Annotated in this window: 19 protein-coding genes; 9 read left to right on the plus strand and 10 right to left on the minus strand. The window is 50.1% G+C overall.

Annotated elements, in window-relative coordinates; genetic code table 11:
* Window positions 1-131: 131 nt before the first annotated feature.
* Together ACLU9Q_RS04320 and ACLU9Q_RS04325 are read right to left on the minus strand one after the other, a co-directional pair.
* Window positions 132-434, minus strand: coding sequence for a hypothetical protein (locus ACLU9Q_RS04320; RefSeq protein WP_296928017.1), 303 nt, complete (start codon window positions 432-434; stop codon window positions 132-134).
* Entirely contained in the window at window positions 424-1,662 is a 1,239-nt protein-coding gene (locus tag ACLU9Q_RS04325; RefSeq protein WP_412624635.1) for an IS110 family transposase, read from the minus strand. Before ACLU9Q_RS04325 ends, ACLU9Q_RS04320 begins: the two co-directional genes overlap by 11 nt.
* 292 nt (window positions 1,663-1,954) lie before the next feature.
* Between ACLU9Q_RS04325 and ACLU9Q_RS04330 the strand changes: the two genes are divergently transcribed.
* The 5 genes from ACLU9Q_RS04330 (at window position 1,955) to ACLU9Q_RS04350 (ending at window position 10,420) form a co-directional block, all read left to right on the plus strand.
* Window positions 1,955-3,271, plus strand: a complete 1,317-nt coding sequence (locus ACLU9Q_RS04330) for a glycoside hydrolase family 1 protein (protein WP_296831102.1) — start codon at window positions 1,955-1,957, stop codon at window positions 3,269-3,271.
* Complete coding sequence (locus ACLU9Q_RS04335) at window positions 3,268-5,106, plus strand: family 43 glycosylhydrolase (protein WP_296831100.1); 1,839 nt, start codon at window positions 3,268-3,270, stop codon at window positions 5,104-5,106. The genes ACLU9Q_RS04330 and ACLU9Q_RS04335 overlap by 4 nt, the downstream gene beginning before the upstream one ends.
* Window positions 5,103-7,691, plus strand: a complete 2,589-nt coding sequence (locus tag ACLU9Q_RS04340; protein ID WP_296831098.1) for a family 78 glycoside hydrolase catalytic domain — start codon at window positions 5,103-5,105, stop codon at window positions 7,689-7,691. Before ACLU9Q_RS04335 ends, ACLU9Q_RS04340 begins: the two co-directional genes overlap by 4 nt.
* Window positions 7,692-7,864: 173 nt before the next feature.
* A complete protein-coding gene (locus ACLU9Q_RS04345) occupies window positions 7,865-8,725 on the plus strand; it encodes an AraC family transcriptional regulator (protein ID WP_296831095.1) in 861 nt (286 codons plus the stop codon).
* A 207-nt stretch (window positions 8,726-8,932) separates the two neighbouring features.
* On the plus strand, window positions 8,933-10,420 hold the full coding sequence (locus ACLU9Q_RS04350; protein ID WP_296831094.1) for a glycoside hydrolase family 32 protein: 1,488 nt from the start codon (window positions 8,933-8,935) through the stop codon (window positions 10,418-10,420).
* Between the two features lie 128 nt (window positions 10,421-10,548).
* On the opposite strand, the gene ACLU9Q_RS04355 is transcribed toward ACLU9Q_RS04350, so the two are convergent.
* The 3 genes from ACLU9Q_RS04355 to ACLU9Q_RS04365 are packed head-to-tail and all read right to left on the minus strand — an operon-like array spanning window position 10,549 to window position 13,053.
* Entirely contained in the window at window positions 10,549-11,277 is a 729-nt protein-coding gene (locus tag ACLU9Q_RS04355) for a hypothetical protein (protein WP_296831092.1), read from the minus strand.
* 9 nt (window positions 11,278-11,286) lie between these two features.
* A complete protein-coding gene (locus ACLU9Q_RS04360; RefSeq protein WP_296831091.1) occupies window positions 11,287-11,919 on the minus strand; it encodes a YesL family protein in 633 nt (210 codons plus the stop codon).
* Between the two features lie 27 nt (window positions 11,920-11,946).
* Window positions 11,947-13,053, minus strand: coding sequence for a LacI family DNA-binding transcriptional regulator (locus ACLU9Q_RS04365; RefSeq protein ID WP_296831089.1), 1,107 nt, complete (start codon window positions 13,051-13,053; stop codon window positions 11,947-11,949).
* A gap of 378 nt (window positions 13,054-13,431) precedes the next feature.
* Between ACLU9Q_RS04365 and ACLU9Q_RS04370 the strand changes: the two genes are divergently transcribed.
* The 4 genes from ACLU9Q_RS04370 (at window position 13,432) to ACLU9Q_RS04385 (ending at window position 18,171) form a co-directional block, all read left to right on the plus strand.
* The gene (locus ACLU9Q_RS04370; RefSeq protein ID WP_334295188.1) at window positions 13,432-14,370 is read left to right on the plus strand and encodes an ABC transporter permease; all 939 of its coding nucleotides are present in this window, start codon (window positions 13,432-13,434) and stop codon (window positions 14,368-14,370) included.
* 12 nt (window positions 14,371-14,382) lie between these two features.
* Window positions 14,383-15,282 carry a carbohydrate ABC transporter permease gene (locus ACLU9Q_RS04375; protein ID WP_296831086.1) on the plus strand — a complete coding sequence of 300 codons (900 nt, stop codon included), beginning with the start codon at window positions 14,383-14,385 and terminating at the stop codon, window positions 15,280-15,282.
* A 146-nt stretch (window positions 15,283-15,428) separates the two neighbouring features.
* On the plus strand, window positions 15,429-17,003 hold the full coding sequence (locus ACLU9Q_RS04380; RefSeq protein ID WP_298515530.1) for an extracellular solute-binding protein: 1,575 nt from the start codon (window positions 15,429-15,431) through the stop codon (window positions 17,001-17,003).
* Between the two features lie 442 nt (window positions 17,004-17,445).
* Window positions 17,446-18,171, plus strand: a complete 726-nt coding sequence (locus tag ACLU9Q_RS04385) for a nitroreductase family protein (RefSeq protein WP_412624686.1) — start codon at window positions 17,446-17,448, stop codon at window positions 18,169-18,171.
* Window positions 18,172-18,236: 65 nt separating this feature from the next.
* Here ACLU9Q_RS04385 and ACLU9Q_RS04390 read toward each other — a convergent pair whose 3' ends face one another.
* The 5 genes from ACLU9Q_RS04390 to ACLU9Q_RS04410 all read right to left on the minus strand — a co-directional run bounded on the left by ACLU9Q_RS04390 (window position 18,237) and on the right by ACLU9Q_RS04410 (window position 24,954).
* The gene (locus ACLU9Q_RS04390) at window positions 18,237-19,106 is read right to left on the minus strand and encodes a hypothetical protein (protein WP_296831082.1); all 870 of its coding nucleotides are present in this window, start codon (window positions 19,104-19,106) and stop codon (window positions 18,237-18,239) included.
* A 373-nt stretch (window positions 19,107-19,479) separates the two neighbouring features.
* Complete coding sequence (dnaB, locus tag ACLU9Q_RS04395; protein WP_296831080.1) at window positions 19,480-20,808, minus strand: replicative DNA helicase; 1,329 nt, start codon at window positions 20,806-20,808, stop codon at window positions 19,480-19,482.
* A gap of 33 nt (window positions 20,809-20,841) precedes the next feature.
* The gene (rplI, locus tag ACLU9Q_RS04400; RefSeq protein ID WP_296831078.1) at window positions 20,842-21,288 is read right to left on the minus strand and encodes a 50S ribosomal protein L9; all 447 of its coding nucleotides are present in this window, start codon (window positions 21,286-21,288) and stop codon (window positions 20,842-20,844) included.
* A 13-nt stretch (window positions 21,289-21,301) separates the two neighbouring features.
* Entirely contained in the window at window positions 21,302-23,356 is a 2,055-nt protein-coding gene (locus ACLU9Q_RS04405) for a DHH family phosphoesterase (RefSeq protein ID WP_296831076.1), read from the minus strand.
* Between the two features lie 287 nt (window positions 23,357-23,643).
* Window positions 23,644-24,954, minus strand: a complete 1,311-nt coding sequence (locus ACLU9Q_RS04410; RefSeq protein ID WP_412624502.1) for an IS4 family transposase — start codon at window positions 24,952-24,954, stop codon at window positions 23,644-23,646.
* Between the last annotated feature and the right edge of the window lie 110 nt (window positions 24,955-25,064).

Genomic DNA, 25,064 nt, shown 5'->3' on the forward strand with positions numbered 1-25,064 from the left:
AGTCTGCAAATAAAAAGTCAAGCAGAAATTGATGAACTTTGAAAATTTTATACAGGTTGAAATTAGGGCATAAACGTTAAGCCACCGGTTTACGCTGGCTTAAGAAAAAAGGAAGCCATATATTGTGCCACCTATAAGGGATGTTCACATTTTAATTTTTGAACATAGCCTACAGAACATCGGAATTCCCGGGCAATACGACGCATGGGAATTCCTTGTGCGATACATTCTCTGATAGCATCTTTCTCGCGGTCAGAGAATTTCGGTATCCTTCCGGCATTGCGTGGATTTTCGTTCGCTTTTATGACGGTTCCTCCAATGGACAGGGCATAATCCGCCGCGTCTTTCTCGGAGAAAAAACCAGCCACAACAGGCACGCCTTTGAGGACGAGATATCTGAAATTTACCTCGCAGGGATATGTTTTATATTCCATCCTTCTCCGCCTCCGTGTCGGATGTCTGGGGCAGTGAGGCAAGATATTCCTTTACCCGCCCGTAATAAATACGGAGAAATTTGTTCGCACCAGCGGTCATGTAGACGTAATAAGGTTTGCCCTGCGCCCGTTTTTTATCCATAAAGGCGTAAACGGGATCGTCAGCAGGGGAACGTTTGATGAGCCCGTCCATGATCTGGAACAGGGTTTTGCGCAGATACGGCGAGCCTTTCTTTGTGGTAGGCACACTTTTACGGATGCGCTGCCCGGAATCATCCTTTCCGGGGTCAACGCCGGCAAAAGCAGTCAGAGCCCCGCGGTGTGTAAACCGTGTCACATCCCCGATCTCAGACATGAGCTGGGGACCGAGGGTAGGCCCGACACCATCCATAGCCAGAACAACCGGATATTCCGGCAGCGCGGAAGCAGCCTTATCCATTTCCAGACGGAGGGATTCTACTGTCCGGGAAGCAGTATTAAGCATTGCCACAGCCTGCCAGATGAGCATTTTTGTGTTGTCATCTTTTGGAAATACGGCGATCAGGTCAGAAGAGGCATGGTAGATATTTTCCGCTTTCTGTGCGCTGAAATTATAACCTTTGCGTTTGCACCAGTTCTGGTAATGCTTTTTGAAGGCTTCCGGCGACCTGGAGCGGACACAGTCCACATGCCAGTAGGTATGGACAAAATCCACCCATTTCTGGCTGCCATCGCTGCGCGCAGGGCTGTCAAAGAAGTCATTAGCACCCGGATAAGTCTGGTCAAGCAGGGCAATAAGATTGTTTTTCATGGCAGTTTTCTGTGCCATATAGAAGCCGAACTGTCGGTTCATGGTTTTTAATTGGTTGCGTGTTTTATCCATGATTCCATATTGCTTCAGTTTTGCCCAGCGGTCAAGAGTATAGCGTGCGATTTTTTTGGAATCCGCTTTGTCGGTCTTTGGAGTGCGCAGGGAATCATCCCCGAAGTTCCTGATGAGAATGGGGTTTACGGCGCTAACAAAGATACCGGCGTCAGAAAGCCACATGGCGACCGGCTCGTAGTACCTTCCGGTGTGCTCCATGCAGACCTTCGTCTCCCCGTCAAGCTCCTTTATCTGCCCGATCAGTCCGTTGATAGCGGACTGTGTATGGGGAATGTCGCGGGGAGGCATCAGGACAACGTCGCCAGGCCTGCGGATGGTAACAGTGCTCTTGCCTTTGGAAACATCAATACCAACAGCGTTCATAATGGATACTCCTTTACAATGAATCAGCAATGGTCAATACCAGATTTACTCATTGCCTGTTCAATCTACTGGGTATCACACGAACGCCTGTGGGTTCAACCTGCGTAAAACGAATGCTGCGAATGAGGGCTGGTTGGCTGACTAAATTACGGACGTAAAGTCCTAGTAGAAGGTGGCCAGACCTATTGCCTTACTCATTCTAACAGCTTAAGCAACAAGATGGGTAATTCCTTACTGGCTGTAAGGGGTATTAACCATAAATACATTGTAGTAGTAGAAGGAGGAGACAGACATGAGCAAATTTCAGAAAGGGTTTTTGACAGGTGCGGCGACGGCGGCGCACCAGGTAGAGGGAAACAATATCCACAGCGATTATTGGGCAATGGAGCATATGCAGTACTCCAGCTTTGCAGAGCCGTCTCTGGAGGCGGTGGACCATTATCACCGCTACGAGGAGGATATCAAAATGATGGCGGAGGCGGGGCTGAATGCCTATCGTTTTTCTATCGAGTGGGCGCGGATTGAGCCGGTGCAGGGGCAGTATGACGAGGCGGAGATCGGACATTACCGCAGGGTGCTGGAGTGCTGCAGGGAAAATGGCATCGAGCCGTTTGTGACGCTCATGCATTTCACCTCCCCCAAATGGCTGATCGAAAAAGGCGGTTGGGAAAATGAGGAGACGATCGGGCTGTTTGCCAACTACTGCCGTTATGTAGTAGAAAAGCTCGGCAGTTATATGCATTATGTCTGCACCATCAACGAGGCGAATATGGGACTGCAGATCGCGGCGATCTCCGATCGCTTCAAAAAGCAGATGATGGCAAGAATGCAGCAGGCAAATTCCGTTAAGGAGGCTGCTAAAGATGTAGAGGGCAGCGTGCAGGTTGGCCTGAACATGCAGAAGATGATGGAAAATATGCAGAAGCAGAGCACGGAAAATATGGAGGTGTTCGGCACGGCGACGCCGCAGGTGTTTGTGAGCGCGAGAACGCCGGAGGGCGATCTGCTGGTGGTGCGGGCGCACCAGGCGGCCAAAAAAGCGATCAAGGAAGTCAATCCGAAGCTGCAGGTCGGCATTACGCTTTCCCTGCATGATATCCAGGCAAAGGAGGGCGGCGAGAAAAACGCTGCGAAAGAGTGGGAATCGGAATTTTCGCACTATGTTCCGTACATAAAAGACGATGATTTCTTTGGGCTGCAGAATTACACGCGCTCCGTTTATGACGCCGACGGCATCTGCGCGGCGCCGGAGGGCGCTCCTCTTACGCAGATGGATTATGAGATATATCCGCAGGCGCTGGAAAACTGCATCCGCAGGGTGGCAAAGGAGCTGGATATTCCGATCATCGTAACGGAAAACGGAATTGCGGTGGAGGACGATGCGCTGCGCGTGGATTTTATCGGAAAAGCGACCGACGGCGTGGCGGCGTGCATCCGCGACGGCATCCCTGTAAAGGGCTATATGTACTGGTCTTTGATGGATAATTTTGAGTGGCAGAAGGGCTACAGCATGACGTTCGGGCTGATCTCTGTGAACCGTGAAACACAGGAGAGAATGGCGAAGCCAAGCCTTGCATATCTGGGAAGCCTGCAGGAGGAAGCGCGATGAAATATTATTGTAATCCAATCAATGTGCCTTACCGCTATCAGTTTAATATGGATCCGCGCCAGCACGGAAAGCTTCAGATCGACCGCGAGGGTGCCGATCCGACCATGATCGCGTTTAAGGGGAAATATTATATCTTTGCGTCCATGAATTTAAGCGTGTGGGTGTCGGAGGATATGGTAAACTGGCAGGCGCACAGACTGCCGGAGAACCTGCCGCTTTACGATTATGCGCCGGATGCGCGCGTGTGCGGGGAATATGTGTATTTCTGCGCATCGAAAAAGGGCGAGAACTGTAATTATTACCGGACGAGGGATATCTTAAACGGACCTTATGAGGAAATAAAGGGAACCTTTGATTTCTGGGATCCGAATCTGTTTTTTGACGACGACGGAAAAATTTATTTTTACTGGGGCTGCTCGAATATCACGCCCGTCTGGGGCGTCGAGCTGGAGCCGGAGACGATGCTTCCGAAAACAGAGCACGTAGAATTGCTGTCCGGGGACGGTTTTGCGCGCGGCTATGAGCGGATGGGCGTGGACAACTGCGAGTTTCCGCGCAGCGAGGAAGAGGTGGAGCAGATGTTCCGGGGCTTTGTGAAGCAGGGTGGTATACCAGTGGAACAGCTTCCGCAGCAGTATCTTCCGCAGATACGCGGGATGTTTACCAGACGTCCGTTTATCGAGGGACCATGGATGGACAGGCATGACGGAAAATATTATCTGCAGTACGCCTGCCCGGGCACGGAGTACAATGTGTACGCGGATGGCGTTTATGTGGCGGATTCGCCTCTCGGTCCGTTTAAGCTGGCGAAAAATAATCCGTTTTCCTATCATCCGGGCGGCTATATGCCTGGCGCGGGACATGGCTCCACGATGCGGGACCTGCAGGGAAACCTCTGGCACGCTTCTACTATGCGCATCAGCGTGAACCATCAGTTTGAGCGCCGCGTGGGTATCTGGCGTGCTGGTTTTGACGCGGACGGCGAGCTGTTCTGCAATCAGAATTACGGGGACTGGCCGGTTGCCGTGGACGAGGGCTGTACCGATCCATGGCAGGAGCCGCAGTGGTACCTGCTCAATTATGGATGTCCGGCAATGGCTTCTTCGGAGGCGGAGGGAAAGGGTGCGGATAAGGCGGTCAACGAGGATGCAAAAAGCTGGTGGCGTGCAGGCAGCGCTGACAGCGGACAGTGGCTGCAGATTGATCTGACAAGGGTGATGGACGTGCGTGCGATCCAGATTAATTTTGCTGACGATGCGCTCCCAATCGATCCGCCGGGAGAAATTCGCGGAACGCTCACGCAGCCGCGCTATATCGAGGAGCGCGACCTGCGCACGCGCTGGCTGCTGGAGGGCTCCGCAGACGGAAAGGAATACTTTGTGATTGAGGATAAGTCGCAGGCGGTAAGCGACCTTCCGCACGACTTTATTGTCCGCGAGGAGGGAATCGCCGTAAGATACATCCGCCTGACGATCCTGGAAATCCCTTATCATGTGACGCCGTGCATTTCCGGGCTGCGCGTATTTGGCACTGGCGGCGGGGAAAAGCCGCAGGCGCCGGAATTTTCGGTAAAAAGAAGCGCGGACGGTCTGGATATCCTCGCAAAGATCGAAGGCAGGGCGGACGCTGTCGGCTACAATATTCTCTGGGGACATCAAAAAGAAAAGCTGTATCACAGTTATCAGATTTACCGGGAGGCAGCAGACGTGCAGGAAAAACGCGACGCGGTCATCGAGAAGCGGATCGGCGCGCTGGTAAAGGAGCAGGAGTATTTTGTCCGCGTGGATGCCTACAATGAAAACGGCATTACGAGAGGGGAGACGGTGAAGCTATGAGAGCGGTAAACCTGCGAACGGAGCATATGGTAAATCCGATCGGCATTGATATTGTGCGCCCGTATCTGTCGTGGAACTGCGAGGGCGGCAGAAAGCAAACGGCGTATGAGATCGAGGCGGTCTGCGGCGGACGGCTTCTGTGGAGCAGCGGGAGGGTGCCTTCGGACGTCATGCATGTACTGCCGGACATTGGAGCGAAAAGCCGGCAGCGCGTTTTCTGGCGGGTGCGCCTCTGGGATGAGACGGAAACCGCAGGAGAATGGAGCGACACGGCGTATTTTGAGATGGGATTGCTTGAGAAAACGGATTTTGTTGCAAAGTGGATCAATCCGGAGCTTACCTGCGATCCGCAGGCGCACAAACCGGCGAGCTATCTGAAAACCACGTTCACAGCGCCGAAGGGGGAAAGCGCGCGGCTCTATATTACCTGCCACGGTTTGTATGAGGCGTATATCAATGGAAGCCGGGCGGGAGCGTTTGTGCTGGCGCCGGGCACATATAATTATGAAAAAAGGCTGGCGTACCAGACCATCGACGTGACGGAGCTTGTAAAAGAGGGCGTCAACGAAGTGCAGGTGATCCTGGGAGACGGCTGGTACCGCAGCGTGTCTGGCGTGGACGGCGACCGCAATCTGTACGGCGAGGATATTGCGCTGTATTTTCAGCTTGAGGTAGATGGGAAGGCGGTCTGCATTTCCGACGAAAGCTGGCAGGCGTCTCAGTGCGGACCGATCCGCGAGAACGATATGCAGCAGGGCGAGGTGGTGGACGCCTCCATAGAGGTGATCGACGGGTATCATGCGGTAAAGGTTGAGGATTTTGGCGTGGAGAAGCTGGCCTGCTCAAACTGTGTGCCGATCGTGGAGCGGGAGCGCTTCGAAGGAAAAATCATCAAAACACCGAACGGCGAGACGGTGATCGACTACGGACAAAATCTGGCAGGTTATGTGGAGTTTACGCTGGACGCCCATGCAGGGGATAAAATCGTTCTGACACACGGCGAGACGCTGGATGAAAACGGAAATTTCACACAGGAAAATTTCCAGGACCGGAAGCGCCACAAGGAGGGCGGCACGCATCAGCGCGTCACGTTTATCTGCCGCGAGGGAAAAAATCATTATAAGTCAAAATTCACCATCTGGGGCTTTCGCTATGCCAGGGTGGATACGAAGATTGATCTGAGCTGCGCAAAATTTACCTCGATAGCGGTGTACTCGCAGATGGAGCAGCTTGGCACCTTTACCTGCTCCAATGAGGCGGTCAATCAGCTTGTAAAAAACAGTATCTGGAGTCAGAAATCCAATTTTTGTGATGTGCCGACGGATTGCCCGACAAGAGAGCGCGCAGCATGGACTGGCGATATGGGCGTTTTTGCGGACACCGGGATTTTTCTCGAGGACTGCTATCCGGTTATCCGCAAGTGGCTGGCAGAGTGTCGCCTGGCGCAGCACGACGATGGAAAGATTGCAAATATTGCGCCGCCAAACAATCAGCCCGGCTTCTTTTCCAACCTGCTCGCTGGCTCTGTCGGCTGGGGCGACGCCTGCATCCTCGTGCCGTACACACTGTATAAGCGCTGCGGGGATAAGCGGATCCTGGAGGAAAACTATGAGATGATGCAGCGCTGGTATGAGTTTTTGCAGCGGCGCGCCGCGCAGAAGGGAGAGCCTGCGAAGCCGGATATCTCACAGATACCGCAGCAGTATCGGGCAATGCTGGAGCATATGCCAAAGGAGCAGCTGGAAGAGATGATGCAGAAAATGCTTGCCCGGATGGGCGGCGCGCCGCAGAATCCATACGCGGAATACACCATTGAGACTGGTGTGGATTACGGCGAGTGGTGCGAGCCGGATGTGGAATCAACAAATGTGATGGGTAAGCCGCAGAGTAAGATCGCAACGGCATACTATGCATATTCCGGGCGGCTGCTTTCGGAGATCGCGGCGATTCTCGGCAAAGCGGAGGATGCGAAGCGCTACGGTAAAATTGCAGAAAACGCGAAGCGGGCTTACCGCTTTATTGCTACGGAAAACGGCAGGATCACATCCGACCGCCAGGCGGATTATGTGCGCGCGATCGCCTTTGATCTGCTCGATGAGGAGGAGAAAAAGCAGGCGGCGGCAGATTTAAATGAGCTGGTGAAAGCCGCAGATTATCATTTGAACACCGGATTTCTCTCAACGCCCTCCCTGTGCGGGGCGCTGGCGGACTACGGTTATACGGAAACCGCCTACCGCCTGCTTCTGCAGGATACGATGCCAGGCTGGCTTTATGCCGTGAAAAAGGGCGCGACGACCATCTGGGAAAACTGGGACGGCATTAATGAAAAAGGCGAGGTGAAGGCGTCCCTCAACCACTATTCTTACGGCGCGGTCTGCGGCTGGCTGTTCGAGGGCGTCTGCGGTATTCATCTGCAGGACGGCAAGATTACCATCAAACCCCATCCTAACAAGGCTCTGCAGTACGCGCGCGCCGTCTATCAGTCACCCGTGGGAGAAATCGTCAGCGGCTGGCGATACGATGGAGACGAGGTGATCTACGAGATCAGGACGCCCGCGAACGTGGAGGTGGACTGCCCATTATAGAATAGGCTTTTTTGAAAGAAATTTTTGTTTGACAGGTTATGTGCTGCGTCATACAATGATGATAGAAGGAGCGGAGGTAAAGACGCATTCATGCCAGCCTCTCTTTTTGGTACAGAGATTAAGAGGAAAAAAGCAGAGTAATATACTGTGAGATGTCAGGAGGATAACGGGTTATGGAATGGATAGAGAGACTGAATGATGCGATGGATTATATTGAAAAACACTTAACAGAGGAAATTGGTTATGAGAAGCTCGGGCAGATTGCCTGCTGTTCTTCGTATCATTTTCAGCGTATGTTTGCTTACATGGCGGGGGTGCCTTTAGCGGAATATATCCGCAGGAGGAAGATGTCGCTGGCGGCCGTAGATTTACAGAGCAGACACATGAAAATCATTGATGCGGCAGGAAAATACGGCTATAATTCACCCACCGCATTTAACAGAGCTTTTCAGTCTGTCCACGGAATCGCCCCGTCTGTTGTAAAAAATGAAGGGGTAACGGTAAAAGCCTTTCCTCCTGTCCGGTTTAAAATAACGGTAAAAGGAGTGGAAGAGATGAACTATCGGATTGAAACGAAAGAAGCGTTTCGTATTGTGGGTGTATCCGTGCCGCTGCATAAGGATATTGAGAAAAATTTTGCGGTGATACCGCCAAAGTGGGAGGAGATCTCCATGAACGGGACTCTGCAGAGGCTGATCGGCATGATGGATACCCCGCCTATGGGCGTTCTGGGCATCAGCACCTGCAATGATACGGAACCATGGAGATACTATATTGCGGTATCTACTTCACAGGAAAAAAATGACCTTGAAGAATACATTGTTCCGGCGGCTACCTGGGCGGTGTTTCCCGGAGAGGGGACAAATCAGTCTATCCAGGAGCTGGAGCGCCGTATCGTGACAGAATGGCTGCCAACTTCGGGATATGAGTATGGAGATGCACCCGATGTGGAGGTTTATTTAAACCCGGATCCGCAAAATGCGCAGTATGAAGTCTGGATACCAGTGGTAAAAAAACAGAAAGCCGATTTGTAAACATCACCAGTCACCGATAAAAACCCTAAAACGCAGGCTTTATGCGGCCTGCGTTTTAGGGCTTTTCGATTATTCAATTGTTAAATTCCGGAGCATTTGTTTGCCAAACTGAATTTATGCAAATGTAAAACAATCATTGACTAAAAGACTAAAAAATGTTATATTTTTAGTATAAGAATGTGCAAACGTAAAAACAGGAGGTACAAAATGAACAGTCAGACTTTGCGCGAAGCAAGAAAGTATGAGGAAGCAATGGAAAGGCTGCTTGTGCCGGAAGAGAGACCGGATTTTCACCTGGCTACCCGTGTTGGCTGGATGAATGACCCGAACGGCTTTTGCTATTACAAGAATCAGTATCATATGTTCTACCAGTATTATCCCTATGCGCCTTATTGGGGTCCCATGCATTGGGGTCATGCAGTAAGTAATGATTTGCTGCATTGGGAATATCTTCCGGCGGTACTGGCACCGGATACTCCCTACGATATCGGGGGCTGCTTTAGCGGCAATGCCATAGAGCTTCCGGACGGAAGGCATCTGCTGATGTATACGGGTGTGATGAAGAATCCATACATGGGAGAAGGAAAAGAAGAGCTGCAGACCCAGTGCCTGGCTATCGGAGACGGCATGGATTATGAAAAGTATGAGGGAAATCCTGTACTGGACGGGAATGATCTGCCGGAGGGATGCAGCAGAGCGGATTTCCGCGACCCTAAGCTCTGGAGAAAGGCGGACGGCACTTATTGCTGTATCACCGGAAACCGGCCGGCGGACGGCAGCGGACAGATTCTGTTGTTTAAGAGTAAAGATGCTTTTAACTGGAAATTTGATAAGGTGTTGATCGAGAACCGGAATCGTTTTGGAAAAATGTGGGAATGCCCGGATTTCTTTTCGCTGGATGGAAAACAGGTGCTTCTTGTTAGCCCCCAGGATATGCTGCCCCAGGGCTTTGAGTACCACAATGGAAACGGAACGCTGTGTCTGATCGGCGATTACGATGAAGAGACAGATACGTTTACAGAGCAGTATAATCAGTCGGTGGACTACGGTATTGACTTTTATGCGCCCCAGACAGTGCTCACTCCCGATGGACGCCGGGTTATGATAGGCTGGATGCAGAACTGGGATACCTGCACGCTGCGGAAGCCCTCTCAGACCTGGTTCGGGCAGATGAGTCTTCCAAGAGAGCTGTCGGTGAAGGAAGGGCGCTTGATCCAGACGCCTGTCCGGGAACTGGATATGCTGCGCTGCGACCGGGTAGAGTATAAGGATGTTGCAGTGAGTGACGTGGTCCGTCTGGAGAAAATCAGCGGGCGCCGGGTGGACATGGAAATTACGCTGCGGCCGGATTCCTCCGGGGCTCTGTACAGGAAATTTGCAATTCGGTTTGCGCAGAACGAAGAATATCACACGGCTCTGAGCTTCCGTCCGCACGAGGCGATTCTGAAGGTGGACCGCAAATTTTCGGGGTCACGGAGAGCGATTATCCACCAGCGCCGGTGCAAGGTGGAAGGCAGCGAGAGCGGAGAACTTAAGCTGAGAATGATTTTAGACCGGTGCAGTGTTGAGGTGTTTATCAATGACGGTATCCAGGTGATGACGGCGACCCTCTATACCGATATGGATGCCGAGGGGATTTCCTTCTTTGCAGATGGAAAGGCAAGAATGGACATCGTAAAATACAACTTAAGATAAAAAGACCCTGAAACAGTATGAGAACAGGGGAATCTGCTGCAAATATCATGGCGGATTCCCCTGTTTTGATATATTCGTTTTTACATCTGATTTGGAGTTATGTTTTTCAGAAATTCTCTGTCCGGCGGTTATGAGCCGGAAAGCAGATACCTCAGATAATCTGCCGCCATTTCTTTGCGGGGTGTATTTGCGATGACTCCCAGATACACATCTTCTTCAAAACCGGCGCTTTCAATCAGCGCAGTCTGTGAGAGGTTGACAGCCATAGGATATTCCCGTGTCGTGGAGACATATTCCAGGGATGGATCATAAATCAGCTCCTGGGCATTATCTTCCAGAATTTCGATATTACTCTCCAGATAAGGCCCGGCGGCTCTGTGCAGATCCGGATCGGATGCAAGAAACTGATCCAGATCGCACAGAAAGCCATTCTGGGCAAAGGCGTCAAAAGCCTCACGGTTCATCAGTACCACATCAAGCTGCTGCGCGTCAATGGAAGCAAGTACTTTCATTCTGGAAGCGTAAGCATACTGGTAGTATTCGCTGGAGGAATCATCCGTGAGAAACCATCCGCTGTAAAGTACAAAGCGATTTTGCGAAGTGTCAATATCCATATAGGAAAGAAAATCCTCTGAAAGCTGACCGGTGAGGGTGTCTCCAGCCACGACATTGACAAGTCCGGTGTACAGAACCGTATCCTTGTGAGTGATATGACCGTAAATACTGTATCCTGCAATGTATAAAAGAATGCAGATGACAGCAAGCTCAAGTTTATAGTAATCCCATAGATACTGTATTTTTGCCGTCCCCTTCAGCGTTTTGAAGGCGGGCGCATTTTTTTTCGCAGATTTTTTCATGTTGTGACCTCACTCCTGTCCGGACGTGTCTTCGCGCGGCTCGCACTGCGCCAGAATGTTGGTCAGCAGGTAGGAGCACAAAAAAGCGCAGAAGCCTTCTCCGAAAATGATAGCCGGAGTAAAGATATTGATGACAACTACAGCCATTGCAAAGTAAATCACAGCCATCAGAGCTGTGCAGAGAAGAAAACGCATACCAATCATAATGGAGTTTATAAACATTGCCCGGATGGTATTTTCAAAGCGCGCCATTAAAGGGAATATGTACATGGCAACGATGGCGTAGGCGACTACCGCCACAATAAATATAGCGGTGCCGATGGTCCAGAGCACATTTGTATATCGCATATGATAAAAGATGTAACCATCAATACACATCGCGATTCCAACAGCCAGCATGATCAGCCAGACCCTGGTGGATTGTTTGAAATTTGAACGGAAGGCAGCGAAGAATTGCCTGCCGACGTTGCCCTCCTCATTTTTGGCCATTTTTAAAGTCACATAAAAAAGGGCGGTAGTGGAAGCGCCGATTGTAACAATAGGAATGCAGCATATGAACCAGAGAATATTCAGATACATGCTGTTTACAATTTTGGTAATAAATATCATGACGCGGTTATCTGGACTAAAAATGTTCTGCATGGAAATACCCTCCTTGTACAGGTGCGCTTAATCTCCGGTGGACTCTCTGTAAATCAGAGAGGTCTCGGTGTAAATTGTACGATAATTCAGCTCCGGATTCCGGATGCGGGAAATAAGCAGGTGGACTGCCGAAAATCCCATAATCTGGCTGTGGATATGAATGGTGGTGAGGGGCGGTGTGACGATGTGGGATTCCGGAGAATCGTCAAATCCGCACAGGTATACATCGCCGGGAACCGAAACGCCAAGCTTGCGCAGTGCCTGGAGCGTATCTACGGCCACAAAGTCATTGGCGCAGATAAATACGTCCGGCAGCTCCTTCATAGCATCAAGCTGTTTTAAAATGTAGGCACGGTAATCTTCATAGGAAGGATTTTCGCAGGGCTGTCCGAGAATGCAGTAACGGTCGGAAAAAGGAAGATTCAGCATAACCAGTGCTTCCCGAAGAGCCATGTACCGTTCAAAAAAGGATGTACAGTGAAGATGATCCCCGATGAAACCGATTTTCTTTTTGCCCCGGCGTACCATTTCATTTACAAAGGCGTAAATATTGGAACGGTTGTCCATGAGCAGCCGGTCTGCCTTCAGAGGGCCTCTGTCTGTGTGCACGGGAAAATCCACAAACAGAACGGGCATGTCAAGCTCGCAGATCATATCGCTGTAGGCGGCATTAAACATTTCAAAACAGATGATGGCGTCTGCTGCTTCCTTATGAAAAGAATTGGGCAGCGTCATGCTGTTCAGATTTTCCTGGGTGACCCGGTGCATGACAAGACCGTATCCCAGTGTGGAAAGCTCATTCTGTACTTTATCCAGCATAGTGGAAGAAAAATGCGATGCTCCCAGAAGCATGGTGGAGAACAGAGCGATGGTGCCGCCGGGTTTTGCCGGGGAACTACTCTCTGGAGCGCTGAGGGGCGCTGTAATGACCGCCTGCGGCGAAGCGGGTTCCTGCTGTTTTCCTGCAAGAGACAGGTAGGAAAACTGCTTATATCCCATTTCTACTGCTTTTTGCAGAATTCTTTCTCTGGTGGAATCAGCCAGGATTCCAGTGTTGTTGATTGCCTTGGATACGGTGTTTCTGGAAACACCGAGAGCATCGGCAATATCCTGTATGGTGACTCTTCCTGCCATAATATCCTCCTTTGCACAATTTATAATAGAAATCGGTGGTTATATTACAATTTATTATAATGTGGTTGTGCGGGTTTGTCAAATGTAAAAATGTAAAAATTGAAAAAAAGCTTCATTTTATGATCGGAAGACCTGGAATATTGGACATTTGACAACCAATTCTTAGGGCATATTTTTTATGTTTCGGCATTATAATGGGGCAATCAGAAAAAACGTAAAAATAGTTGTGCAAAAAAATGTAAAAACACATTGACAAATGCACAAACGAGAGATATAATCAAATTACAAAAAAACAAGACACGGTTTTACAAACACACAAACAAAATTGTGCAAATGTAAAATAATGAAAGGTGGGAGGAGGAGCTCATGAAAACAAAAATGGAATCTGTCCCGGCAGCGGGACAAAAGAGCAACAAGGGGAAAGCGCATAACACCCTGGTGTATGTACGGCAGCACTGGCAGCTATATTTGCTATTTTTATTACCGGCGCTGGCTTTGACGCTGATTTTCAAGTATGCGCCAATGGGAGGCATTCTGATTGCATTCCAGAAGTATAATCCGATCAAGGGTATTCTGGGAAGCAGGTGGGTAGGACTGAAACACTTTGAACGCTTCCTTAGATCGCCGGATTTTATGCAGTATCTGGTTAACACGCTGAAACTGAGTATATACGGTCTGCTTTGGGGATTTCCGGTACCGATTCTGCTGGCATTTCTTCTGAACCGGATTGAGAGTAAGGGAATCAAAAAGAAGATTCAGCTGGTACTGTATATGCCGAACTTTGTATCGGTTATCGTGCTTTGCGGTATTGTCAGAATCTTTCTTTCGGTTACGGGACCTATCAATATGCTTCTGGGAACGCAGATAAACTTTATGACCATGCCGGAAGCGTTCCGGTCGATATACATCATAAGCGGTATCTGGCAGGGGGCAGGCTGGGCTTCCATCATGTATACGGCGTCCCTGTCCAATGCATCCCAGGATCTGAAAGAGGCGGCCGTTATTGACGGAGCGAATATTTTCCAGCAGATCAGGGCGGTAGAGTGGCCTGCTATCAAGGATATGGTGGTGATTCAGTTTATCCTTCAGGCAGGAAATATCATGAGCATCGGATTTGAAAAGGCGTATGCCCTGCAGACCGACCTGAATCTGAAAACCTCCGAGATTATTGCCACCTATGTATATAAAAAGGGTCTGATCGACGGGGACTACAGCTTTTCCACGGCAGTAGGTTTATTTAATACGGTCATCAATGTTATACTCCTGATTATTGTTAACAAGATCGTGGCAAAGATGAACGACGGCAAGGGACTATAGGAGGTGTGCGTTATGAAGAAAAAAAGCAGATTTGCCAGATATTCTTTTCAGGACAAGGCGCTGCTGGTAGCGGGTTACATCCTTTTGGGCCTGTTTGTGCTGGCGATTCTTGTTCCGATGACTTATATTGTGGTGGCGTCCTTTATGGACCCGATCGTATTGCAGAATAAGGGCATTACCTTTGATGTGAGCAAATGGACGCTGACTGCGTATGAGCGTGTTATGTCGAATGCGCAGATATGGGTCGGATTCAAAAATGCGGTAGTGTACTCCGTTGTTTTTACGGTTGTATCGGTGGGAATTACCCTGCTTGCAGCATACCCGATGTCCAGGGCGGATTTCAAAGGAAAAGGATTTTTTAACATTATTTTTATCATTACCATGTTCTTTGGCGGCGGGCTGATCCCTACATATTTGCTGATCAGTAAGCTGGGGCTGCTGAACAGTATGTGGGCGGTCATTCTTCCGGGTGCGTTCAGTGTCTGGAATATGATTATTGCCAGAACCTATTACCAGGGAATACCGGGTGAGCTGAAAGAAGCAGCCAGTGTGGACGGAGCGAGTGAGGTTCTCTTTTTCTTCAAAATTCTGCTTCCGGTGTGTACGCCGGTAATTGCAGTGCTGGCTCTCTGGCAGTTTGTGGCAATGTGGAACAGCTATTTTGACGCCATGATTTACTTGAACGATGCTTCCAAGCAGCCGCTGCAGCTTGTACTCAGATCCATTCTGATCCAGAATCAGCCGGAGGCGGGGATGATCGCCGATATGCAAAGCACGGCAGAGAGGGCCAAGCTGGCAGAGCTTCTGAAGTATGCAACAATTATTATTTCCAGTCTGCCGCTGCTGGTGATGTACCCCTTCTTCCAGAAATACTTTGACAGCGGAATTATGGCAGGCTCCGTTAAGGGTTAAAGGATGGATAACATGTAAATTACCGTAGCCAAACAGGTACGGTAAAAAATAAATCAAACACTTTTACAACAAGAAAGGAGATTTTACTTATGAACAGGAACAAGAGATTATTTAACGTTCTGACAGCCGGCGTACTTGCAGCAGGGATGGCAGCTTCCCTTTCCATTACCGGTATGGCAGAGGAGAGCTCCGTATTTCCGCTGGCGGAGACTACCACACTTACCGGTATGATCAGCTATCCGGCTAATACAGAATCTGATCCCAACAAACGCACAATCTTTAAGAGACTGCAGGATGAGACAAATGTGGAAATTCAGTGGACGGCTATTCAGGCCGACCAGTGGGCGGACAAGATTGCCCTGAATATGGCAAACATTTCTGAGCTGACTGATTTCGTATTTTCCGCAGGTTTCAGTGACAGCGACCTGCTGAGATATGCGGATCAGGAGGTAATTATTCCGCTGGAGGATTATATTGACAGCTGTATGCCGAATCTCAGCGCGGTATTTGAGAAGTATCCGGAGTACAGAACTATGTGTACGGACGTGGACGGACATATCTGGGCGCTGCCGTGGATTGAGCAGCTTGGCTCCGGCAAGACTGCGATTCAGACAGTCGGCAACAACATGACTTATATTAATAAGAAGTGGTTAGATTTCCTTGGACTGGAAATTCCGACAACTGTGGATGAATTTAAGGATGTACTGATTGCGTTCCGCGACAATGCAGAGAAGCTCCAGAGTGAGTTTGGTATTGAGGGAAGCATTATCCCCATGTCCTTTATTATGAATGACCAGGATCCCTGCCTGCTGATCAACGGCTTTGGTGAGGGCTATGGAGATCCGGATACCGGCAGACATATCGCAGTTACTGATGATCTGGAAGTTATCTGTACGGCAACGCAGGAGGGCTTCAAGGATGGTCTGGCATGGATGCACGAGCTGTATGAAGAGGGCCTGATCGATCCGGAAGCATTTACACAGGATTGGTCTACCTACGTATCCAAGGGAAAATCCGGACGCTACGGCGTATGTATGTCCTGGGATATTGCAAACATTGATAATCTTGCAGACTGGACGGTTCTTCCGGCGCTGACCGCGGATACGAAAAATGTTACCCCGCAGAACGGTTCCTTCACAGGCGGATTTGAGCGCGGCCGCTGCGTCGTGACTGCTGTTGCGGAAAATCCGGAGCTTGTGTGCCAGTGGCTTGACCTGATGTATGTCCCGTTCCAGTCACCGCAGAACAACTGGGGTACCTACGGCGAAGATGACGATTATGATATCTTTGAACTCAGCGAAAATGCAGAGGGTGGAAAGATGCTGAAGCATGCTCCGCTGGGCGATGCATCTCCTATCGAAGTACGTGAGGCTGAGTTTGTAGGCGGTCCGCTGGCAGTGCTGGACGACTACTATGATGTATATGTAACCTGCCCGGATGACGCACAGTATCGTCTGGACTGGATCGAAGAGTATTATACACCGGACATGAACACCGAGTACGTATACCCGAATGTATTCATGAGTCAGGAAGACACAGAAGACCTTGCAGATGTACAGGATGATATTACAAAGACAATCAACGCTGCAAAGTCTGACTGGGTAATGAACGGTGTGACCGATGACCAGTGGGAAGACTTCAAGGACGATCTTGAGGCGTATGGTCTCAGCGAGGCACTGGAAATTTACCAGAAATATCTTGACGCTTACTATGCAGAATAAGTGCTGACAAAATAACACAATCGTTCTCTTAAAACTGCAGAACCGGCCGCGGCACGCCGTTTTTTGGTGGGCTGCGGCTGATTTTGTTGCCATGCATCCGAAGGAAGCTGCCGGTGGCAGGTCCTGCAGGGTTCATCTTATACTAACACCTTTGTTATTGACGTAACCTTTCGTAATATAAAATGATTCCGAATTCTTTGATTTTGATGTTGTTACTCTCATATAAAAACCCTCTTAATCCTTATTATACAATAGAATAAAACAAAAAGTTGGCGCAAAAAACGCAGGATTTATGTGGCCTGCAAGGTAATTTCTTATTATTCAACTGTCAAACTCCCATCTATCGGCAGCGCCTTTGTTGTTTTATATGCTATTTGACGCCTGCAGTCCAGCGGTATATAATGGAAAATAAAAATTTTGAAATAAGGAGAAGAAGATACATATGAATGAGGTTATTCAATCACTATGGGAACGGAAGTCGACGCGTGTTTATGAGGAATTCCAGATATCGCCGGAAGATAAGCGGCTGATCCTGCAGTCGGCAATGGAAGCGCCGACGGCTGGAAACCAGCAGATGTATACGATTCTGGATATTACGGATCAGGAGGTGAAGGAAAGGCTCTCGGAAAGCTGCGACCATCAGCCGTTTATTGCGAAGGCGCCGATGGTGCTGATTTTCTGTGCGGATTATCAGAAGTGGGTGGATACATTTACAGAGGCCGGTGCACAGCCGCGCAGACCGGGCGCAGGAGACCTGATGTTAGCGGTATGCGATGCGGTGATCGCGGCACAGAATGCAGTCGTTGCCGCTCAGAGCCTTGGGATTGGCTCATGCTATATTGGTGATATTATGGAGCAGTGTGAACTGCATCGGGAGATGCTGAAGCTTCCGGAATATGTGTTCCCGGCGGCAATGGTGGTGTTTAGTTATCCGACGCAGCAGCAGAGGGAGCGCAAAAAGCCGGAGCGCTGTCGGCTGGAGGATATTGTGCAGGAGAATGCATATCGCAGACGGGAGGGCAGCGAGCTTCGGCGGATGTTTGAGAAAGAGACAAAAAATCGCAGTTTCGAGGAATGGGCGCAGGCATTTTGTAATCGGAAATACAATTCCGCGTTTTCGCGTGAAATGACGCGCTCGGTGGAGGAATATCTGAAATCCTGGATGTAGAACCGGGATGAGGGTACGGGAAAGCAAAAGTGTTTTTAGGGAAAGTGTTTTCGTGGAAAGCGTTCTTATGAGAATGGCGTTTTATTGTGAAAAAGATTTTTCAGTACGGTGGAAGCGGACATTTTCTGGAAGCCCTCTGAATCTGTGAGAGCCGCTTTCCCAGAGGTATCCCATCGCATCTGGTCGTAATCGCGAAGGTAGCTGCTGTCGCAGGAGCAGTCCGGGTAGCGGCTGTACCAGTCGGGATAGTATGTGCGCATGTAATAGCCGGCAAGACGGATTGCCTGGCTGTCGGTAATATCTGGAACAGGAGGAATGCGGCTGCTTCCGGAAGTGCGGCAGGTGTCGGATGGATGGCGGGAATTGGAAGCGTGACCGGTACCGGGCGTACCGCAGAGACGGACACCGGGCGGGCTGGAATGAAGCAGGACGATGCTGCCGTCATCGCATTGTCCAACGGCAATCCAGACATGCCCGCGCGAACTCATGATGTCTCCGGCATGATAAGCGGTTATTTGACTGCGCGGTATGAAGGTTCCCCAGCCGCGGGCAGCAAATTCTGCCGCCATCCGGCGTGCGGGCATGACATAGCCGCAGGATACGGCACTATTGACAGAAGAGTGGGTTGTATGAAAAAGATTATAAATGCACCAGCCTACGTATCCGGAGCAGTCGAGCCCGTCGTGAATCTGATAGCGGGTGGTGCGGTAGTCATAGGAGGCGGTCTGTTTTTGGGCAAACTCCTTCCAGCGCGGGCTGACCCCGAGGGTGCAGGCTTCCCGTCCGGCGCCGGTGTCGGATTCGTTCCAGCCGCCGCCCCACACGTACATGGCAGAGCCGACCGGCAGGAGAGCAGTCTGAAGAAAAAATTTTAAGGCAGGGAGCTGCGGAGTGTGCAGCGTTCCTGCCTTTGTGGTTTGAAAAAGATATGTCAAGGAATACCTCGCTTTATTATAGTGACTGGGTCTCAACGAGCCGTATTGTCCTAACCAGCCTTTTGCATGCAAGCGCGACGCGATGCCCACAACAGGCTCCACGAGCCATGCTGTCACTTCGATTCCGCTCGTAAACTCACTTCATCTCAGTGACCGGGCTTCGCCCTATAAGCACACCGCCGTAACCAGCCTTTTGCATGCAGGCATGGCACAGGAGCCGAAACAGGCTCTAACGAGCCATGCTGTCACTTCGATTCCGCTCGTAAACTCACTTCATCTCAGTGACCGGGCTTCGCCCTATAAGCACACCGCCCTAACCAGCCTTTTGCATGCAAGCATGCACGGCTGTTTACGACGCTGTCCTTGCATGGCTCTACTTGCGCATGTTTGCGAATTTGGTGTATTGCGGGAGCCAGGCTAGTTCGATGGTGCCGATGGCGCCGTTTCTCTGCTTGGCGATGATGATTTCCGCTACGTTTGGTTTGGCGGTGTCTTTGTTGTAGTAGTCGTCACGGTAGATGAACATTACGACGTCGGCGTCCTGCTCGATGGCGCCGGATTCTCTCAGGTCCGAGAGCATCGGACGATGGTCGGGACGCTGTTCGACGGCGCGGGAGAGCTGGGAGAGTGCAACGACGGGAACGTTCAGCTCACGGGCAATGGCTTTGAGAGAGCGGGAAATATCGGAAATTTCCTGCTGTCTGGATTCGGAGCGCTTGCTGCCCGTCATAAGCTGTAAATAGTCTATGATGATGATTCCAAGATTATGCTCCAGCTTGTATTTGCGGCACTTGCTGCGCAATTCCATGACGGAGATACCGGGGGTGTCGTCGATGATGAGGTTGGACTGTCCAATCACACCGGCGCCTTCGATCAATTTTGCCCAGTCCTCGTCGGAGAGGTTTCCGGTACGGATGGACTGCGAATCGACGCGGGATTCGAGGGAGAGCAGTCGATTGACGAGCTGCTCCTTCGACATTTCCAGACTGAATACGGCGACCGTCACATTTTCGCGGAATGCCATATGCTGGGCGATGTTGAGCACCAGCGCTGTTTTTCCCATAGAAGGACGCGCTGCCACCAGGATCAGATCGGACGGCTGGAATCCGGCCGTCTTATAATCGAGATCAATAAATCCGGTAGGAATACCGGTAACATTTCCCTTCGTTTTTGAGGCAAGCTCAATCTTGTCCAGCGCGTTCAGAACGACCTCCTTGATGGGCACAAAATCCCCGGAGGTGTTTTGCTGGACAATATCAAAAATGCGTTTTTCCGTGTCGGCAAGAATATCCTCGGTCGCTTCCTTGCCTGCATAACAGGTGTTCGCGATTTCCTCAACTGTACGGATCAGGCGGCGAAGTGTCGCTTTTTCGCGCACGATGTTTGCGTAGTGGCGCACATTAGTGGAAGTATAGAACGTATCCAGCAGATCCCTGGCAAATTCCAGACCGGATATTTCCGGGGGAACATCCTTTTGCAGCAGACGATCCTGCAGCGTGACAAGGTCGACCGGTTTTCCTTCATTATAAAGCTCCACCATCGCATCAAAAAGAACGCCGAACTGCTTTTGGTAAAAATCATCGCTGGTGATAATTTCCGATGCAGTGAGGATGGCATCCGTATCCATTATCATAGAGCCGATGACCGACTGCTCCGCCTCCGGGCTGTGCGGCATGACACGCTTGATCAGAGATTCTTCCATAATAATTTATCCTTTAATGAATAATTTATCCTTTTATGCTTCTTTGACAGTTACCTTCAATTCGGCAGTCACCTGCGGGTGTAGCTTCACCGGAACCGGAGTGGTTCCGAGCGCTTTGATCGGGGAGGCAAGCTGGATTTTCTTTTTGTCGATATCCAGGTTATGCTGAGCCTTTGCCGCCTCTGCGATTTCCTTTGAGGATACGGAACCGAAGGTCTTTCCTCCTTCGCCCACCTTGATCGCAACGACTACTTCCGTTTTCGCAAGTACCTCTGCAAATGCTTTTGCGGCATCAAGCTGCTCCTGCGCCACCTTTGCCTGGTTTGCCTTCTGAAGCTTCAGGTCATTCATATTTTTTGCAGTTGCTTCTATACCGAGCTTTTTTGGGAAGAGCATGTTGCGCGCGTAGCCATCGCTTACGTTTACGGTATCGCCTTTTTTGCCAAGTGTTTTTACATCCTGTAATAAAATTACTTTCATGATCATTTCCTCCTTAAATTGCGCCTTCGCCTTTCATGGTCTGAAGGGTTTCTTTCAGTGCGTCTACTGCCTGCTCCGGCGTCACATCCCTTAGCTGTGCTCCGGCGATGTTCATATGACCGCCGCCGCCCATACGCTCCATAATGATCTGCACATTCACTTCATCAATAGAACGGGCGCTGATATAAATCTGGTTATTATAAGCTGTCAGAACAAAGGAAGCCTTTACTCCGGTAATATTCAGCAGCTCGTTTGCAGCCTGCGCGCCTACCGTGGTCGGGCTGTCAAGCCCGGCGGACGGCAAAATGCTGATCGCATAGTTGTCCAGGTACAGCTCGGCATGACGTACCGCCTCCGCGCGAGCTTTGTAGGACGTCATATCGTTGCGCATCATCTTGCGGACCTTAGTGACATCGGCACCGCAGCGGCGCAGGTAGGCGGCTGCTTCGAACGTGCGCACGCCTGTCTTTGCCACAAAATTGTTGGTGTCCACAATAATGCCGGCATACAGACAATCCGCCTCGATGTTGGTGAGCTTAACACCGTCGTCAAAATACTGCAGGATCTCCGCCACCATTTCGCAGGCGGAAGACGCATACGGCTCGATGTAGGAGAGCGTCGCGTTTTTGATCACCTCGCTGCTCTGACGGTGATGGTCGAGTACGGCGATCGTGTGGGAGCGCTCCAGAAGCTCCGGGTACTCTGAGTTGCTCGGACGGTTGGTGTCAACGACAACCAGAAGGGTATCGTTGTCAACCAGCTCGTCGGCGTCGCGGTGGTTGATAAACATGTCCGACTCGTATTCCCTGTTCTCACGGAACAGGTTTAAATACGGGCGTATGGACGTACTGTTTTCGTCAATCAGAATATAAGCGCGCTTGCCGAGCACCCGCGCCGCCCTATAGATGCCGACGGCAGCGCCGAAGGTGTCGATGTCCGTCACCTTATGTCCCATGATGATGACGTCGTCGCGCGTGCTGATAAACTCACGCAGCGCCTGCGCCTTCACACGCGCTTTCACGCGGGTATTTTTTTCCATCTGCTGCGATTTGCCGCCGTAGTAGGAGATGCCGTCCGGCGTTTTCACAACCGCCTGGTCGCCTCCGCGCCCAAGGGCGAGGTCGATGGCAGCGCGTGAAAACTCATAGGTCTCAACATAGGTAGAGCCGTTTGAGCCGATGCCAATACTTAAGGTAAGCCGCATATCGTTGCCGATGTTGAGCGTCTTGATGTCCTCCAGCAGTGAAAAACGGTTTGCCTTCAGAATATCAAGGTACTTCTGCTTCATGATAATATAGTATTTATCTTTTTCAAGCTTCTTCATGATGCCATGATGATTGCTGATAAATTTGTCGATCTTCCGGTCGACCAGGGCAAGCAGAAGTGAGCGGCGCACATCGTCCGTGCTGTCCAGCACCTCGTCGTAGTTGTCGATGTAGATCAGACCGACCACCAGACGCTGCTCTTCGTTAGCGCGGAGCGCTTTTTTCAGCTCCGTGTTGTCAAAAATATAGATCGTGTGCAGATAGCACTGCTCCTCCGGGATAGACATCAGATCGGTGGAAGCGTGCCATTCGTCGATGCGGATGCGCTTCAGCTCGGCGCGGTAATCGCGGTCATTCATGGAGAACTCAAAGCTGACCGGTTCGCGTGATTCCGGGAACTTATCGATCGTAATTTCCGGGATCAGATTGGTGATGCTTTTGTGGTAGCGGTTGCTCTTTTCCAGCATCATGCGCATATGCTGATTCATCCAGATGATTTTTCCGTCTATATCAAGCACTCCATAGGGGATGGAAAATTCATCGAGCATCTGTTTCTGCACCTGCCCGTACTGGGCGGCAAAAGACACGAGGTCTGTCATTACCTTTGGCTTATATACAAACACCAGGACGATCACCACCGCGATATAGCATAGTGTGAAAATCACGGCGACAATCCCTGCCTTGAGATCCATGAAGCATATGATAAATGATAAGATGCAGAACAGAACCGCCGTAATCGTTGGCCATGCCAGATAGGGGCGCAGTCTTCCACTGTATTTTGCTTTTGGTTTTGTCATAATCATTCCTCGCTGTAAAAGGTAATTGTTATGAAATACACTATACCACATTTTTGTCAAAGAAAAAAGATTATTTTGTGTTACTGTTCATGCCCAATGTCATTTAGTTAAACAAGACATGTTAGAGAATCCCTGCCATAAAACAGCCCTATATTGGAATGATATGGGGATTTTACCAGCTGTACGAAGCTCTATAACCGGATATGTAGTACAATGGGAAGTTTTTGGGTATGGCAAACAGACAGATTGCATATCTGCCTTAAAAATGGTATACTGCTAATGGCAGTTCCGCTTTACACGAAACGGTAAGCGAAACTGGCCGGTACCTGGAACCTTAGCTGGCGGGCATAGGTTCGGTCTGGCCTGATCGGCAGTATATAACGGCTGATCAGGTCATTTATATTTCCGGGACCCATATGGTCTGAAAGGAATGCAAAACATATTTTTATCGCCATAGACAGATTGACCTGATACGCCCATTTCCCCGTTTCCTTTTTTATAGCGGTATCCATGATTATGATGGTACAAAAATTATACAGCGTCATCCGGCAGAGAATCTCAAACTCAATGTATTCCTGGGATTTGGCGTGGAAGTTTGCGGTTCCGATCGTATGTTTTAAGTCACGGAAGGAAGTTTCCTGGTTCCACCGGAGATGATAAATGTGCCTGATCTGTTCTGATGAGAATTCATCTTCCGGAAGGTTCGTGATGACATTTTCATAAACCCCTTCCGCTATCTGGAAACGGACTACGCGCAGACGCATGCGGTATTCGGGACTGCTTTCTGTGATAAAGTCAAAGGAAACCGTCTTGCATATATAGCGGTAAAGGCTTTCCAATTCGGGATGCTGCCTTTTCTTTTTGGCCATTGACCGGGTAAGTATCACCTCTGCCCACCGGTCCATCTGGCTGGGGAGGCTGCCAATCGCAAGGAGACGCTTTATATTGACATCCTTGGCGCGGATGGCAAAGAAACAGCCTTTCTCAAGCGCATGTGCGAAGACGTTATAGCTGGCAAAGCCCCTGTCTGCAACGAAGACAGGGGAGCCGCCATAAATATAGCGGTCTATAAGCTGGCAGAGGGCAGCAAATTCGTTTTTGCGTCTGCCCGGCTGTATGATGGCATCCAGATACCGCTTGGAAAGCAGGTCATACAGGGAAATGGTATGGATGGAGTTGAACCCCTTCTTTGACCTGCCGCTTGTGGGATGGAAGGTGGAAGGGTCCTGCGGATTCCGCGCAATGTTAAATTCACAGCCGTCTGCGGCAATAAGGGAATACTTTCCCCAAAGCTTTTGTGTAGGAAAGCGGAGGTTAAGCTGTCTGAGGATGTGCAGGAAGGTATCAGGGCGGAGCTTTGCGCGCTGCTGGATGAAAGCGGAAGCCGTCGGAACTTCATCGGGCAGAAAATAGAAATATTTCAGCAACTCATGGCTGATGCATCCACTTTCCATGCAAAGGAAGAAACGGACCAGTTGTAGAAAGCCCAGTTTCCGGTCACGAGTAAAATCCTTTTCGGGATTTTTGACAAATTTGTCCATGCTGCTGGTCATGGAGTTGACGATTGCCCAGAGGGTAGATTTAACTTTTTGCGGGAATGACATACGGGTACCTCCTTGAAATTGAAATGATAATTTTAGCTTCAATTTCAAGGGCCGCTCTCGCTACTTCTTAAAATATAATCAGTAGCGAGAGCGGCCGCACATTTTGGATT

This window comes from Marvinbryantia sp. (genome assembly GCF_047017445.1).
GTDB lineage: Bacteria > Bacillota > Clostridia > Lachnospirales > Lachnospiraceae > Marvinbryantia.

Excerpts from the sequence above, each read along its gene's own strand:
- ACLU9Q_RS04320 (WP_296928017.1), bottom strand. The coding sequence starts at position 434 with ATGGAATATAAAACATATCCCTGCGAGGTAAATTTCAGATATCTCGTC.
- ACLU9Q_RS04325 (WP_412624635.1), bottom strand. The coding sequence starts at position 1,662 with ATGAACGCTGTTGGTATTGATGTTTCCAAAGGCAAGAGCACTGTTACC.
- ACLU9Q_RS04330 (WP_296831102.1), top strand. The coding sequence starts at position 1,955 with ATGAGCAAATTTCAGAAAGGGTTTTTGACAGGTGCGGCGACGGCGGCG.
- ACLU9Q_RS04335 (WP_296831100.1), top strand. The coding sequence starts at position 3,268 with ATGAAATATTATTGTAATCCAATCAATGTGCCTTACCGCTATCAGTTT.
- ACLU9Q_RS04340 (WP_296831098.1), top strand. The coding sequence starts at position 5,103 with ATGAGAGCGGTAAACCTGCGAACGGAGCATATGGTAAATCCGATCGGC.
- ACLU9Q_RS04345 (WP_296831095.1), top strand. The coding sequence starts at position 7,865 with ATGGAATGGATAGAGAGACTGAATGATGCGATGGATTATATTGAAAAA.
- ACLU9Q_RS04350 (WP_296831094.1), top strand. The coding sequence starts at position 8,933 with ATGAACAGTCAGACTTTGCGCGAAGCAAGAAAGTATGAGGAAGCAATG.
- ACLU9Q_RS04355 (WP_296831092.1), bottom strand. The coding sequence starts at position 11,277 with ATGAAAAAATCTGCGAAAAAAAATGCGCCCGCCTTCAAAACGCTGAAG.
- ACLU9Q_RS04360 (WP_296831091.1), bottom strand. The coding sequence starts at position 11,919 with ATGCAGAACATTTTTAGTCCAGATAACCGCGTCATGATATTTATTACC.
- ACLU9Q_RS04365 (WP_296831089.1), bottom strand. The coding sequence starts at position 13,053 with ATGGCAGGAAGAGTCACCATACAGGATATTGCCGATGCTCTCGGTGTT.
- ACLU9Q_RS04370 (WP_334295188.1), top strand. The coding sequence starts at position 13,432 with ATGGAATCTGTCCCGGCAGCGGGACAAAAGAGCAACAAGGGGAAAGCG.
- ACLU9Q_RS04375 (WP_296831086.1), top strand. The coding sequence starts at position 14,383 with ATGAAGAAAAAAAGCAGATTTGCCAGATATTCTTTTCAGGACAAGGCG.
- ACLU9Q_RS04380 (WP_298515530.1), top strand. The coding sequence starts at position 15,429 with ATGGCAGCTTCCCTTTCCATTACCGGTATGGCAGAGGAGAGCTCCGTA.
- ACLU9Q_RS04385 (WP_412624686.1), top strand. The coding sequence starts at position 17,446 with ATGAATGAGGTTATTCAATCACTATGGGAACGGAAGTCGACGCGTGTT.
- dnaB (WP_296831080.1), bottom strand. The coding sequence starts at position 20,808 with ATGGAAGAATCTCTGATCAAGCGTGTCATGCCGCACAGCCCGGAGGCG.
- rplI (WP_296831078.1), bottom strand. The coding sequence starts at position 21,288 with ATGAAAGTAATTTTATTACAGGATGTAAAAACACTTGGCAAAAAAGGC.
- ACLU9Q_RS04405 (WP_296831076.1), bottom strand. The coding sequence starts at position 23,356 with ATGATTATGACAAAACCAAAAGCAAAATACAGTGGAAGACTGCGCCCC.
- ACLU9Q_RS04410 (WP_412624502.1), bottom strand. The coding sequence starts at position 24,954 with ATGTCATTCCCGCAAAAAGTTAAATCTACCCTCTGGGCAATCGTCAAC.